This is a genomic window from Burkholderia sp. Bp9012, assembly GCF_003853825.1.
In the GTDB taxonomy this organism is placed as follows: Bacteria; Pseudomonadota; Gammaproteobacteria; order Burkholderiales; family Burkholderiaceae; genus Burkholderia; species Burkholderia diffusa.
This window is the reverse complement of the sequence record NZ_QTQA01000019.1, coordinates 14,126-27,639: the sequence shown is the minus strand read 5'-3', so window position 1 is coordinate 27,639 and position 13,514 is coordinate 14,126. Positions and strand designations below refer to the sequence as shown.

Here is a 13,514-nt window from a genome sequence, read left to right as displayed (position 1 = left end):
GCGGTGAACCGGCGAAGGTGGGAGGGTGCGATGAGCGAGCAAGACAACGTGCAACTCGTGCAGCAGGCATACGCGGCGTTCGGCAGGGCCGATATCGACGGCATTCTGCAGACGCTTTCCGAAGGTATCGACTGGTTCATCCCGGGGCCGGCCGACGTCGTTCCGTTCGTCGGCAGAAGACACGGGCCGCAGGAGGTCGCGGCGTTCTTCGCGGCGCTGGCGTCGACGCAGACCGCGGAGCACTTCGAGCCACTCGAGTTCATCGCCAGCGGCAACCGGGTCGTCGTGCTCGGCACGCAACGCTGGCATGTTCATGCCACAGGCCGCACGTACGACGACGACTGGGTGCATCTGTTCACGATCGAAAGCGGGAAGATTGCGACGTTTGTCGAGTATCACGATACCGAGGCCGAAGCGGCGGCACATCGACCGTGACGACGCCGTATTCGCGCACGGACATCGTCATCATCGGAAGCGTGCATCGCATGCTTCGGCCGGCCGCCCCGGTCAATCGATCGCGCGCATCGCGTGGCGCAGTTCCTGGTAGCTGCGCAGGCTCGTCACGCCGAGTTCGCGTCCGATCCCGCTGAGCCCGAAACCGCCCCAGCACACGTGCGGGTAGATGAGCTGCGGTGCGTTGATCCACACGAGCCCGGCGCGCAAGCGTGCCTGGAACTGCTTCGCGATTTCCGCGTCGCGCGTCACGACGGTCGCGACGAGCCCGTAGCGCGTGTCGTTCGCGAGCGCGATCGCCTCGTCGTCGGTGCGGAACGACTTCACGCACGCGACCGGGCCGAACACCTCGTCAGTCCACAGCAGGTTGTCGACGGCCGGTTCGGCGACCACGACCGGCGCCATGAAGAAGCCGTTGCCGCCCCCCTCGGCGACGCACCCGCTGAACGCGACGCGGGCGCCGGCCGCGATGCCTTGCTCGAGCATCGCTTCCACGCGCGTGCGCTGCGCGGCCGAGATCAGCGGCCCCATCGCGACGTGTTCGGCGGAAGGCGGCGCAACGACGAGCGCGCGAACGGCCGTCTCGAACGCGGCCATGAAGCGGCGGTACACGCTGTCGTGCACAAGGATGCGCGCGGTGGCCGAGCACATCTGGCCCGCGTTCGTGAACGCACCGGCCACCGCCAGCGACACCGCGACGTCAAGATCGGCGTCGTCGCGCACGATCAGCGACGACTTGCCGCCGAGTTCGAGCGTCACGCGCTTCATGTCCTCGGCCGCGGCCTGCATGACCTTGCGGCCGGCGGCCGTGCTGCCGGTAAACGAGATCTTGTCGATCAGCGGATGCGCGGTCAGCGCCGCGCCGACTTCTGCGCCGCCGTTGACGACGTTGACGACGCCGTCGGGCACGCCGGCTTCGGCGATCAGGTCGAGCAGTGCGTGCTCGGTCGGCGACGTCAGTTCGGACGGCTTCATCACGACCGTGCAGCCGGCCGCCAGCGCGGGCGCGAGCTTCCACGCGGTCGTGACCATCGGGAAATTCCACGGCATGATCAGCGCGGCCACGCCGACCGCATCGTGAAAGCGTTCGGCCGTGACCGTGTCGCTCGGCAGCGCGACCGGCTCGGCCGTGAACAGCGCAGGGTTCTCGCACAGCTGCGCGTAGTACGTGAACGTCGCGGCGACGTCGCCGACGTCGGCCTCGAACGGCGGCTTGCCGCTCACCTGCATCTGCAGCGCCGCAAGGCGTTCGCGGCTGGCGTCGACGCGCGCGGCGATCGTCGCGAGCAGGCGGCCGCGCTCGGCGGGCGGCGTGTCGCGCCAGCCGGCGAACGCGTCGCGCGCGGCGCGGACCGCGGCGTCGACGTGCGCGGCCGTCGCAAATTCCTGCCAGCCGATCGTCTCGCCGGTCGACGCATTGAAGATCGGCGCGCCGGCCTCAGCGGAATGCGTGCGCACGGATCGGCCGGCGATGCGCGCGGCGGGCAGCACGATGGTGGTGGCGCCAGGGGAAAGCTCAGCGGTGGACATGAAGGTTTTCCTGTCGATCGGGTTAGCGGCAGGCGACGCCCGGCATCACGCAGAGCATCTCGAACGCGAGGTTCGCGCCGACGAGCGCGGTGGTGCCGGTCGGATCATACGGTGGCGACACTTCGACGAGATCCGCGCCGACGATGTTCAGCCCCTTCATCCCGCGAATGATCTCGAGACCCTGCTGCACCGACAGCCCGCCGATTTCCGGCGTGCCGGTGCCGGGTGCGAACGACGGATCGAGACCGTCGATGTCGAAGCTGAGATAGACCGGCGTGTCGCCGATGCGTTCGCGCACCTGCGTCATCAGCGGCGCGAGCGACGTGTTCCAGCATGCCTCCGCCTGCACGACCGTGAAGCCCTGCTGGCGGCACCAGTCGAAATCGTCCGCGTGGTAGCCGGTGCCGCGCAAGCCGATCTGCGTGACCTTGTCGCATTGCAGCAGGCCGTCCTCCACCGCGCGGCGGAACGGCGTGCCGTGCGCGATCTTCTCGCCGAACATCGTGTCGTTCACGTCCGCGTGCGCGTCGACGTGCACCACGGCGACCTTGCCGTACTTCTTGTGCAGCGCGCGCAGGATCGGCCATGCGATCGTGTGGTCGCCGCCGAGCGTGATCGGCCGGCAGCCGTTCGCGACGATCTCGTCATACGCTTCTTCGATGCGGCGCACCGAATCCTTCAGGTCGTACGGGTTGGTCGCGACGTCGCCGATGTCGGCGACCTGCAGCGAATCGAACGGTGCCGCGCGCGTGGCCATGTTGTACGGGCGAAGCAGCACGGATTCGGTGCGGATCTGGCGCGGGCCGAAGCGCGAACCCGAGCGGTTCGACGTGCCGAGGTCCAGCGGCACGCCGACGAAGCACACGTCGAGACCGTCGGTCGTGTCGGCCTGCGGCAGGCGCATCATCGTGGCGATGCCGCCAAAGCGCGGCATCTCGTTGCCGCCCATGGGTTGGTTCAGTTCGCGGTGCATGGGGCCGTCTCCTCTTTCTGGCGAAAAGCGATCGGCCGATGGTAGAGGAGAACGCGTACGCGAAGATCGTGAAGTCGCAACGTTTACATCGACGGCGCTCGATGCGAGTGGCGCCGCCGCATCGAAGCGACGTGACTATCGGCGGATGGTCGGCGTCGGACCGGATCAGCGTGCGATCGCGGGCGGCGGCGCGCCGTCGCCGTCGTGGGCCGCGGCCGCACGAAACGCCGGCGCGGCCGAGCCCCATGCAGCAAGCTCGCGCTTCGTGCGCACACCGAGCTTCGCGAACGCGCGCTTCACGTACGACTCGGCCGACGCGACCCGCACGCCGAGGATGTCGGCGGTTTCCGGCACGGTCTTGCCGGAGATCAGATGCTTGCAGGTTTCGTATTCGCGCTTCGACAGCTTCACGCCGTCGGTCGCGATCCGCGCATCGAACTGCGCGAGCGGATGCACTTCGGGTGTCGGATGCGCGACGCGCCGCGCGGCGGTGGTCGACGCGTGCAGCTCGAGCAGCGGGAACAGCACATCGCTGACGTTGCGAAAGCGGTTCATCTCGGCGAGCGTGAACGGCGGGCGGTCACGGCCGCGTTCCAGCGCGATCGAATGCTGCGCGTAGCGGGTGCCGCGCGCGAGCACGCATTCGTGGCCGATACGCACGTCGTCGAACAGCCGCTGGCGGAATTCGCCGGGCGGAATCGCCGCGATATCGCGCACGACCAGCATCGTGCCCGTCTTGCCGCGCAGCCCCGCGAACAGCGGGTCGCTGTCGAGAAAGCGCTCGTAGTAGAGCGTCATCACGTCGGAGATCGCGGCAGTCGCGGTGCCGATGCCGCTGCTGCCGATCCATTCGCAGCGGTAGCCGGTGGGCATCGTGCCGTCGACGCGCGAACGTTCGACGTGCGCCACGTCGAGCGGTACCACGTCGTTCAGCAATTGCGTGAGACGCGGCACGAAGTGCGGCGTGCCGACCGTCTCGATCAGCTCGCCCAGCGCCTTGAACGACACGACGAAGCGGTCGGTGTCGCGGTCTGAGGGGTTCACGTTGAGCAGCATGCGGTTCCCCGGTGAAAAGCGGCCGCGATTTTAGCGTCCGAAGTCCGAAACGTCATTAAGGGGAAATGCGGTATGGCGTCCTGCGATCTGGCGCACCCCGGAAAACGCGACTTGTCCCCCCCGAAGGGGGGCATACCGGGGCAGTGTAAATGAGTAACTTTGTCTCTGCTTTTTCAATCCAGAGACGAAAGATTCAGATGACCAAACTGATCAAGGACATCCTGCCGCTCGGCGCAGGCATTGGCGAATTCACGAAGCTCGACTTCGGGATGGACGAAAACGACTGGCGCGCGGCCGAAGGCAAGAGCGGCAGCTACCTCATCGGCTGGTGGGAAGGCAAGGTCGGCTCGGTGGAGTTTCCGGAAACGGCGGCGGACGAGGCGGTGTGGCTCGTCGAGGGCCGGATCGCGCTGACCGACGTGGAAGGCAACCGGAAGGAATTCACGCCGGGCCAGGGGTACCTGCTGCCGGCCGGTTTCGCGGGCCGCTGGGAGACGATCGAGGACGCGAAGAAGTTCTACGTGCTGCTCGAGAAGTCGTGATGCGAGCGACCGCCGCCGGGGTGTCGTCGTCGGATTGACGCGGGCCCGCCGGCGGTTGCGTTTTCGATCGACCGCTAGCGAAGTCCGTCGCGTTTTTGCCGACGGGACGCATCGCGACTTGCGGTGCATGCGCCGCAAGTCGCCATCGGCGGAAGCGATGCGATCGGCGAAATCGGCGAATGCGGCACGCCGCGCACGCTCGACCCGTGCGGGCCGCGATCACGTGGGATGGCTGGGATCATGGAAATGGAAGTCAACGAAGCAACACGGGCCGCACCGGCGCACGCACACGCCGCGCGTCGCGCACCGGTCGCACTGGGCGCCGCCGAGGCGCTCGCGAATACGAAGCTGTTCCCGTACTGGCTCGACAACCCGGCCGCACCGGCCACCGAGCCGGAGCTCGTCGGCGACGCGACGGCCGACCTGCTGATCGTCGGCGGCGGCTTCACGGGGCTGTGGGCGGCCGTGCAGGCGAAGGAGCAGATGCCGCAGCTGAACGTGGTGCTGATCGAAGCCGGCAAGGTCGCGCACGGCGCATCGGGCCGCGCGGGCGGGATCATCTCGACGTCGGTGATGCACGGGCTGCCGAACGCGGTGCGCGTGTTCCCGAACGACATCGCGCAGCTCGAGGCTTTCGGCCATCGCAACCTCGACGGCTTCGAGGAAACGCTGAAGCGCTACGACATCGACGCCGACATCGAGTGGAACGGCGAGATGACGGTGGCGGTCGACCCCGAGCACCTCGCGCACCTGAAGGGCGACTACGACCTGCATCGCGAATACGGACACGACGTCGTGCTGCTGAACCGCGACGAAACACTCGAACAGTTGAACTCGCCGCTATTCGCGGGCGCACTGTGGTCGCGCAACCGCAGCGGCATCGTGCATCCGGCGAAGCTCGCGTGGGGGCTCAAGCGCGCGGCGCTGTCGCTCGGCGTGAAGCTGTACGAACACACGCCGCTCACGAAGGTGACCGACGAAGGCGGCACGGTGTACGTGAAGACGCCGAAGGGCAGCGTGCGCGCGCCGCGCGTCGTGTTCGGCAGCGGCACGGCGAAGGTCGGCATTCCCGACATCAACCGCCGGGTGATGCAGGTGCGCGACCACGTGCTCGCGACCGAGCCGCTCACCGACGAACAGCTCGCGCGCATCGGCTGGAAGAATCGCCAGGGCGTGTACGACACGCGCACACAGCTGAACTATTTCCGGCTGACGAAGAACAACAACATCATCTTCGGCGGGCTGGTCAGCTATCACTTCGACGGCGATCCCGAGCCGCACCAGGACGGCGAGCGCGAAACCTACTACCGGCTCGCGGAGGCGTTCTACCGCACGTTCCCGCAGCTCGCCGACGTGCGCTTCTCGCACGCGTGGGGTGGCCCGATCGACTACTGCTCGCGCGGCTCGGTGTTCGCGAAGCGCTATCTCGGCGACAAGGCCGTGTTCGTCGCCGGCTACACGGGTTTCGGCGTCGCGGCGAGCCGGTTCGGCGCGTTCATGGGGCTGAACATCCTGTTCGATCGCGACAGCCCGGAACGCAAGCTCGACATCGCGAACCAGAGCCCGGGCTACATCCCGCCCGAGCCGATGCGCTGGGTCGCCGCGAAGATCACGTTCCATGCGTTCGACGGCGCGGATGCCGAAGGCGGCTGGAAGCGCGCGTGGATAAACGGGATCAAGGCGATGGGCTTCCCGATGTAGGCGACGCGCGATGTCCGCGAGCGACGCGTTTGGCGCGTGCCGTTGCCGATGGCGGCACGCGTCCGGCAAGGTTCATCGGCAAAGACGGCCGGTATCGCGCCGGCCCGACAACGCGCTCAGGCGCAGCGGCTCGAAGCATGTTTTCGAATACCACCGATCTCGATCTCCGGCTCATCCGGGTCTTTCTCGCCGTCGTCGACGCACGCGGCATCACGGCCGCCGAGGCATCGCTCGGCGTGCGGCAGTCGACGATCAGCACGCAGCTGTCCGCGCTGGAAGCGCGCGTCGGTTTCAAGCTGTGCGATCGCGGCCGCGGCGGCTTTCGGCTGACGTCGAAGGGTGAACGCTTCGCGGCCACGGCACGCACGCTCGTCGCGGCGACGTCCGAGTTCGTCGCGCGTGTGCGCGACATCGACCGCAAGCTGGTCGGCACGCTGTCGATCGGCCTGATCGGGCAGGCGCCGCTCGTCGAAAACGCGCGCCTGGCCGATGCCATCGGCGCGTTCCGCAAGCGCGACCAGGCCGTCACGTTTTCGATGAAGGTCGCGTCGCCGCAGGAACTCGAGGAAAGTCTCGTCAACAACCAGCTCGATCTCGCGATCGGGTATTTCTGGCACCGTGTGCCGGGGCTCGACTACACGCCGTTGTTTACCGAGGAACAGGTGATCTACTGCGGGCGCGGCCATCCGCTGTTTCATGCGTCATGGCCGGTGTCGGCCGACGACCTGCAGGCGCACGACTGGGTATGGCGCACTTATCCGGTTCCGGAGGAGCAGTATCCGCTGCCGGAGCGGCGCGTGACCGCGAGCGCGGACAGCATCGAGGCCGCGACGATCCTGATTCTGTCGGGCGGCCATCTCGGCTATCTGCCCGCGCATTACGCGGAGCCGTTCGAGCAGCGCGGGCTCGTGAAGGCCATCGGCCGCGCGACGCTCAGCTTCGATGTGCCGCTGCATCTCGCGATGAAGCGCAGCGCGAACGACAGGCCGATCGTCGACGCGTTCTGCGAGGATTTGCTGCGCGCGTTCAACATCAAGGCCGTGGCGCTGGCCGCGTAGCGCGGCACCTGCTCAGGCATCGATGCGTTCGACCTTGCCGACCAGCAGCCCGTACGACAGGCTGCCCGCGAGCGCCATCGCGGCGATGTAGGTGATCGCGCGCGAGAAGTCCGCGCCGTCGACGAGCAGCCCGATCACGATCGGCGTCGCGATCGCGACCAGATTGCCGGTGAGGTTGAACACGCCGCCCGTGAGGCCGAGCAGCCGCGCGGGTGCGAGACCCGACACGAGCGGCCATGTGATCGATGCGAAGCCGTTGCCGAAGAACGCGATCGTCATGAACGCGATCACCCATCCCGTCGACGTGACGTAGTTCGCGCCGATGATGCAGGTCGAGATCCTGGCCACATGCGCGGCGGCAATCGATGCGCAGCACGCGACCAGCAGCGTGCTGCGCAGGAGAAGCGGTTGGAATCGCGCAGCACGCGTCATGGGCGAAGCGCGAACGCGTGAGATGTGAACGCGTGCCGGGCAGGGCGGGTTACATGCTTGCGCTGTCGTCGCGATATCCGCTCTTGCCGTCGAAGATTTCCTTGAGCGCGGCACGCAGCACGACCGGATCGTGCTCGCCGGGCGCGAGATGAATCACGTAATGCGTGTTGCCGTCGAGACGCGCGGCGGTGCGCTCATCGAGCTCGACTTCGATCGTGTCGCCCGTGAGGCGCACCGTCAGATCCTTCACGTGCGCGGTGAGCTGGTCGAGCACCATCACCTCGATCGACGTTTCCTCCGGAAAGCGCAGCAGCGAGAAGCAATAGTTCTGCGCCGCGTCGTGGCAATAGATGTTCGCGCAACTTTCGTCGTCGTCGATGTCGGACGTTGCCGCGCCGACGGTGGCATGTAGTTCCATGATGTTTCTCTCGATGAGGGGTTATCGGGGCAGCGCGGCTTCCGCTTCAACCTCGCGGTGCGCATCGCGCGCCTTCAGCCACAACCCGAACTCGCGCATGACGTCGACGACGGGCCGCAGCCGGTCGCCGTCCGCAGTCAGATCGTACTCGACGCGCACCGGCACTTCCGGATACACGGTGCGCCGCACGAAGCCGGCGTCCTCGAGCGCGCGCAGATCGAGCGTCAGCATGCGCTGCGAGATGCCCGGCATGTCGCGGCGCAGGTCGCTGAAGCGCTTCGGCCCGTCGAGCAGATACGACACGAGCAGCAGCCGCCAGCGGCCGCCGAGCAGGCGCATCGCTTCTTCCACGGAACATCCTGTCGCACTCGTTTTCATCCTGCTGAACCCCGGTTGGTAACTTTTTTGTGACTACGGCACAAACGACTGCCTTCTTCTCAGCGCTGCGCCGATGCGAGATATTAGCGCCCGCGTCGCGGCGAATCGAGAGTCGAACCACCCAACCAAGGAAACACATGAAGCTCTATCACGCTCCCGGCAGCTGTTCGCAGGCGATTCGCATCGTGCTGCGCGAAGCGGGCATCGACGCGAAGATCGTCACGGTCGACGCGCGCAAGCACCGGATCGAAGACGGTCGCGACTATTACGACGTCAACGAACTCGGCTACGTGCCGCTGCTCGAACTCGACGACGGCACGATGCTGCGCGAAGGACCGGTGATCGCGCAGTATCTCGCCGACCTGCGCCCCGACGCGGGGCTCGCACCCGCGTACGACACGCTCGCGCGCTACCGGCTGATGGAATGGCTGACCTTTCTCGGCACCGAGATCCACAAGGGCTTCATCCCGCTGCTGTACGCGGTGCAGGCGGGGAAATACGTCGACCCGGCGCGGCAGAAGCTCGACAGCCGCTTCGCATAGATCGACCGCCAGCTCGACGGCAAGACCTTCGTCACGGGCGACACGTTCACGATCGGCGATGCGTACCTGTTCGCGCTGACGGGTTGGGGCAAGGCTGACTGGATGCGTTCGGTGTACAACGCCGACATCGACTTGAGCCGGTACACGAACCTGCGCGCGTGGTACGAGCGGGTGCGCGCGCGGCCGGCCGTGCAGCAGGTGCTGCAGGCCGACGCCCGGCCCGATGTGTCGTGATTGAAGCGCGTCGCGCGTTCAGCGCGTCAGCGTCACGAACAGATAGCCGACATACCCGGCCCCGTTTGCCAGCAACGCCCAGATCGCGAGCCCGCGCGCGCGGGCATTGACGCGCAGCCACACCGCCGCCGCGAGCGTGATGATCACGCCGGTCAGCACTTCGGGGCGCGGTTCCCACGGCGTCAGCATGATGCCGATCGCCGGCAGCAGCGTGCCCTGGAACACCATCGCGCCGGTGATGTTGCCGAACGCGAGCGTGTCCTTCTTGCGGCGGATCCACAGCACGCTGTTGACCTTTTCCGGCAATTCCGTCGCGATCGGCACGATGATCAGCGACAGCAGCAGCGCGGAGATGCCGAGCAGGTGCGACACCCCCTCGACGCCGTGAATGAAGCCCTTCGCGCCGCCGACGAGCAGCGCGACACCGAGCGCGAGTTGCAGCGCGATGGTCGCCAGGTTGGTCGGCAGCCCGACGCGCGACAGGAACATCGCGTGCGGCGCCTCGGTGCCGTGCCCGGCATCGACGAGTTGCGTCGACGCGCGGAACGTCATCAGGACGTACGTGACGTAGATGCCGACCAGCATCGCGGCGAGCAGCGCGCGGACCGCCCACACGTGATGCGGAACGAACATCGCGATGGTGGCGAGTGCGAATGCGGCGATGAAGTAGTTGAGGTCGCGCACGAAGCCGGTGCGCTCGGGCGCGATCGTGCCGGTCAGTCCGCGTGAGCGGATCACGGCGATCGTCATCAGGAAGGTCGTCAGCGTCGCGAGCATCAGCGGCGCGCCGAGAATCGCGCCGACGCCGATTTCCTCGTTCACGGCCGCGTTCGACGTGCCGCCCGCGAGCGCGAGCAGCGGCACCATCGTTTCGGGAAGCGCGGTGCCGACGGCGGCGAACAGCGAGCCGGTCACACCTTCCGAAATCTTCAGCCGCTCGCCGAGATGTTCGAGCGCATTCGTGAAGAGTTCGGCGGCGATCAGGATGACGATCAGCATGACCGCCAGTTCGACGAGCATCAACGTCATGCGGCACCTCCGCAGGCAGGCACGCAGGCAGTGGCAGAACGAACGCGGCGAACGAAACGCAGGGGGAAGTCTGGAAGGAACATGGGGACTCCGTGGTCGGACGTGGACGAACCATGACGCATCTGCCGACGTCCGACCAGGAACGACGCGATGCGTCGATGGTCTCGCCAGACCGATTCGGCCGAACGCGCCACGGCCGCAGGCCGAGTGTGTTGACGCGTTCGCTTTCCGGGGGATGGAAAGCAGGCTACTCCCCAAAGACGAAGGGCAGTCTAGCCGAGCTGGCCGCTTTCGGCAAGCGCGTGCGGTCATATCCGTTCATGCGTGCGGTCAAGCCGCCTTGTGACGGATGCCCGTGCAGTATCGGGAAGCAATCGGCATGCTCGTGCGACGGCGTCATCCGCGTGTCACGAAACGCAGGCCGGGAAGTGAAGCGCGAAGGTCGTCCGTCCGTCGCGGCTCACGACTTCGACCTTGCCGCGATGCAGCTCGACGATCGACTTGACGATCGCGAGCCCGAGCCCGGTGTTGCGCGCCGCGCCGTGCCGCGACGAATCGATCCGGTAGAAGCGCTCGAAGATCCGCTCGATCTGTTCGGGTGCAATCGCGACGCCGCGGTTCGTGACCTCGACGACCGCGTAACCGGGCCGGGTCGATACGGCCAGCTCGATCGTCGATCCGGCTTCCGCGTGTTCGAGCGCGTTCGAGACGAGGTTGCTGACGGCGCGCCGGAACAGTGTCGCGTCCGCGACGACCGGCGCTGCGCCGTGTACGTCGAGGCGCACGCCGGCCTCGTCGGCCAGCGCCTGGAAATACGACGCGAGCCGGCTCAGCTCGTTGCCGGCGTCGAGTTCGGCGGTCTTCAGGTGCTGCCGCGCATTGTCCGTGCGCGCGAGAAACAGCATGTTCTCGATCATCCGCTGCAGCCGTTCGCATTCCTCGATGTTCGAATCGATCAGCGATTCGTATTCCTCGGTGGTGCGGGCACGCGACAGCGTGACCTGCGACGCGCTGATCACGTTCGCGAGCGGCGTGCGCATGTCGTGCGCGAGATCGGACGAGAACTGGGACAGCCGCACGAACGCGCGCTCGAGCCGGTCGAGCATCCGGTTGACCGACGTGGCGAGCTCGCGCAGCTCGATCGGGCCGCCGCGCGCATCGAGGCGCGCGGCCAGGTTGTGCGCCTCGATGCGCGACGTCTGCCGGCCGAGGCTCTCGACCGGACGCAGGCCGCGGGACGCGACCGCGTAGCCGAGCGCGCCGACCAGGAGCGCGCCGAGCGCGGCCGCGAGCCAGATGTCGACGCGATAGCTTTCCAGCAGCGACTGGCGATCCGCCGCCGTGCGCGCCAGCGCAACCTGAATGGTTTCGCCCGACGGCAGCGTGGCGCGCGCACGGACGCAGCGCGACGTGCCGATGCCGGGCGGCGAGCACGTGAATGGGCTGGCCGCCGCGCCCGCTGCACCGGCCGGCTGCGGCCGCGCGATCACCGACGCGAGCGTATGGCCGGCTTCGTCGGTGTGTTCGACGAGCGGGCGGTTCGCGCCGTCGTAGATGCCGAGATAGACGCCCGGATGCGACAGCAGCACTTCGTGGAAGACGGCCGGATCGGCGCGCACGGCGGCGGTCGACCCGCTCGCCCGCGCGAGCTGCAGGAACTGGTTGAGCTTGCCGGCGATCTCGATATCGTCGCGCCGGGTCAACTCGGCGGACAGCGAGCGATACAGGTACGCGCCGGTCAGCGCGAACACGAGCGCGGCCACGACCGCGAACGCGAGCGTCAGGCGCCGGAGCAGCGAATAGGGCGCGGGGCCGCCTTTCATGCGCGATCCTCGAGCACGTAGCCCATCCCGCGGATCGTGTGGATCAGCTTCTTCTCGTACGCGTTGTCGATCTTCGCGCGCAGGCGCTTGATCGCCGCATCGACGACGTTCGTGTCGCTGTCGAAATTCATGTCCCAGATCTGCGACGTGATGAAAGTGCGCGTCAGCACCTCGCCCTCGCGTTCCGCGAGCAGCTGCAGCAGAGCGAACTCCTGCGCGGTCAGGTCGATGCGGGCGTCGGCGCGCCGCACGCGGCGCTTGATCAGGTCGACTTCGAGATCGGCGATGTGCAGGATGTCCCGGGAATTGCGCGGCACGCGCCGCAGCAGCGAACGGATGCGGGCAAGGAACTCCGCGTACGCAAACGGTTTGAGCAGGTAGTCGTCGGCACCCAGTTCGAGCCCCGTGACCTTGTCCTCGATCGCTTCCCGGGCCGTCAGCAGCAGCACCGGCGTCTGCTTCTGCGCGCGCAGCCGCCGGAGCACCTCGAAGCCGTCCAGTTCCGGCAGCATCACGTCGAGCACGACGAGATCGAAATCCTCGTGCAGCGCGAGGAACAGCCCGTCCTGGCCGTTCTCGGCCACGTCGACCGTGTAGCTTGCCTCCGTCAGCCCCTTGCGGAGGTACGACGCCATCTTGGGTTCGTCTTCGACTATCAGTATCCGCATGGTGGAGCAGGCGTTCGTGATTCCAGCCGGTCAGTGTAACGCGTGAGCTTACGGCGCAGCGCGTGCGCGAAAGATGACCGCCGGATGACGGAATTTTCATGAAGCGCGCGTGCGATGCGTCGCCGTACTTCATGAAAATTCCGTCATGTTTCGGCCATGTCGTCGTCACGCCGGCGGCGATAAGCTGCGGCCGTCTCGTATCCGGCGCGCGTCGTCGCGGCGCCGCTCCCGTTCATCCGGTCATCGTCTGCCTGATTCCGCATCCATGTCGTATTGGCGCAAATTCATCCTCGTTGTGCTGCTGGCGCTGTGCGTGCCGATCCAGTCGTTCGCGACCGTGTCGACGCAGTGCGCGGGTGCCGCCGCGCCGCATGCGGGGGCCGGTGCCGATGCCCAGGCTGCGTCGCATGCGATGCCGAGCGCGCACGGCGAGCGGCATGAGCACGGCGACCACGCACGGCACGAGGCGCCTTGTTCCGCCTGCGGGTCCTGCTGTTTGGGCTCGGGCATGGCGGAGGTGCCTGCCGTGTCCGTTACGTCGGACGTCGGCCTCGCGGTCGTCACGTTCGCGCCGTCGACGGTCGTCGTGTCGTTCTTGACCGGCGGCATCGACCGGCCGCCGCGCCGGATTCCCGTCTAGTCCGTGTCCGTGGCCGACCGGCCGCGATCCGCAAACC

Annotated in this window: 13 protein-coding genes, 2 pseudogenes and 1 riboswitch; of the genes and pseudogenes, 6 read left to right on the top strand and 9 right to left on the bottom strand. The window is 67.2% G+C overall.

From position 1 onward, the window contains the following. The first annotated feature begins 30 nt into the window (after positions 1-30). On the top strand, positions 31-435 hold the full coding sequence (locus DIE11_RS24095; protein ID WP_124627807.1) for a nuclear transport factor 2 family protein: 405 nt from the start codon (positions 31-33) through the stop codon (positions 433-435). Between the two features lie 72 nt (positions 436-507). Here DIE11_RS24095 and DIE11_RS24090 read toward each other — a convergent pair whose 3' ends face one another. The 3 genes from DIE11_RS24090 to DIE11_RS24080 all read right to left on the bottom strand — a co-directional run bounded on the left by DIE11_RS24090 (position 508) and on the right by DIE11_RS24080 (position 4,012). Continuing rightward, positions 508-1,983 carry an aldehyde dehydrogenase family protein gene (locus tag DIE11_RS24090; protein ID WP_124627616.1) on the bottom strand — a complete coding sequence of 492 codons (1,476 nt, stop codon included), beginning with the start codon at positions 1,981-1,983 and terminating at the stop codon, positions 508-510. A 22-nt stretch (positions 1,984-2,005) separates the two neighbouring features. Continuing rightward, positions 2,006-2,956 carry an agmatinase gene (gene speB / locus DIE11_RS24085; RefSeq protein WP_124627614.1) on the bottom strand — a complete coding sequence of 317 codons (951 nt, stop codon included), beginning with the start codon at positions 2,954-2,956 and terminating at the stop codon, positions 2,006-2,008. Between the two features lie 165 nt (positions 2,957-3,121). Beyond that, the gene (locus tag DIE11_RS24080; RefSeq protein ID WP_124627611.1) at positions 3,122-4,012 is read right to left on the bottom strand and encodes a helix-turn-helix transcriptional regulator; all 891 of its coding nucleotides are present in this window, start codon (positions 4,010-4,012) and stop codon (positions 3,122-3,124) included. 197 nt (positions 4,013-4,209) lie between these two features. Here DIE11_RS24080 and DIE11_RS24075 point away from each other — a divergent pair, with 197 nt between their 5' ends. From DIE11_RS24075 to DIE11_RS24065, 3 genes are all read left to right on the top strand, one after another. Then, on the top strand, positions 4,210-4,554 hold the full coding sequence (locus DIE11_RS24075) for a cupin domain-containing protein (RefSeq protein ID WP_124627610.1): 345 nt from the start codon (positions 4,210-4,212) through the stop codon (positions 4,552-4,554). A 240-nt stretch (positions 4,555-4,794) separates the two neighbouring features. Next, complete coding sequence (locus DIE11_RS24070; protein WP_124627608.1) at positions 4,795-6,255, top strand: FAD-binding oxidoreductase; 1,461 nt, start codon at positions 4,795-4,797, stop codon at positions 6,253-6,255. Between the two features lie 137 nt (positions 6,256-6,392). After that, positions 6,393-7,313 (top strand): LysR family transcriptional regulator, encoded by a 921-nt coding sequence (locus DIE11_RS24065; RefSeq protein WP_124627606.1) that lies wholly within the window; start codon positions 6,393-6,395, stop codon positions 7,311-7,313. A gap of 12 nt (positions 7,314-7,325) precedes the next feature. Here DIE11_RS24065 and DIE11_RS24060 read toward each other — a convergent pair. The 3 genes and pseudogenes from DIE11_RS24060 to DIE11_RS24050 all read right to left on the bottom strand — a co-directional run. Next, a pseudogene (locus tag DIE11_RS24060) lies at positions 7,326-7,652 on the bottom strand (MFS transporter); the annotation flags it as partial. Between the two features lie 142 nt (positions 7,653-7,794). Then, a complete protein-coding gene (locus DIE11_RS24055) occupies positions 7,795-8,163 on the bottom strand; it encodes a hypothetical protein (RefSeq protein ID WP_124627604.1) in 369 nt (122 codons plus the stop codon). A gap of 21 nt (positions 8,164-8,184) precedes the next feature. Next, positions 8,185-8,541: a helix-turn-helix domain-containing protein gene (locus DIE11_RS24050; RefSeq protein WP_124627603.1), complete on the bottom strand. Its 357-nt coding sequence runs from the start codon at positions 8,539-8,541 to the stop codon at positions 8,185-8,187. A gap of 137 nt (positions 8,542-8,678) precedes the next feature. Here DIE11_RS24050 and gstA point away from each other — a divergent pair. After that, positions 8,679-9,317: pseudogene (gene gstA, locus DIE11_RS24045) on the top strand (glutathione transferase GstA). 18 nt (positions 9,318-9,335) lie between these two features. Here gstA and DIE11_RS24040 read toward each other — a convergent pair. The 3 genes from DIE11_RS24040 to DIE11_RS24030 all read right to left on the bottom strand — a co-directional run bounded on the left by DIE11_RS24040 (position 9,336) and on the right by DIE11_RS24030 (position 12,837). Continuing rightward, positions 9,336-10,346, bottom strand: coding sequence for a sodium:calcium antiporter (locus DIE11_RS24040; protein WP_059605168.1), 1,011 nt, complete (start codon positions 10,344-10,346; stop codon positions 9,336-9,338). Positions 10,347-10,437: 91 nt separating this feature from the next. Beyond that, positions 10,438-10,614, bottom strand: a riboswitch (yybP-ykoY riboswitch). A 139-nt stretch (positions 10,615-10,753) separates the two neighbouring features. Beyond that, on the bottom strand, positions 10,754-12,169 hold the full coding sequence (locus DIE11_RS24035; protein WP_124627601.1) for a heavy metal sensor histidine kinase: 1,416 nt from the start codon (positions 12,167-12,169) through the stop codon (positions 10,754-10,756). Beyond that, a complete protein-coding gene (locus DIE11_RS24030) occupies positions 12,166-12,837 on the bottom strand; it encodes a heavy metal response regulator transcription factor (protein WP_124627599.1) in 672 nt (223 codons plus the stop codon). Before DIE11_RS24030 ends, DIE11_RS24035 begins: the two co-directional genes overlap by 4 nt. A gap of 265 nt (positions 12,838-13,102) precedes the next feature. Between DIE11_RS24030 and DIE11_RS24025 the strand changes: the two genes are divergently transcribed. Further along, positions 13,103-13,477, top strand: a complete 375-nt coding sequence (locus tag DIE11_RS24025; protein WP_124627597.1) for a hypothetical protein — start codon at positions 13,103-13,105, stop codon at positions 13,475-13,477. The last annotated feature ends 37 nt before the right edge of the window (positions 13,478-13,514 follow it).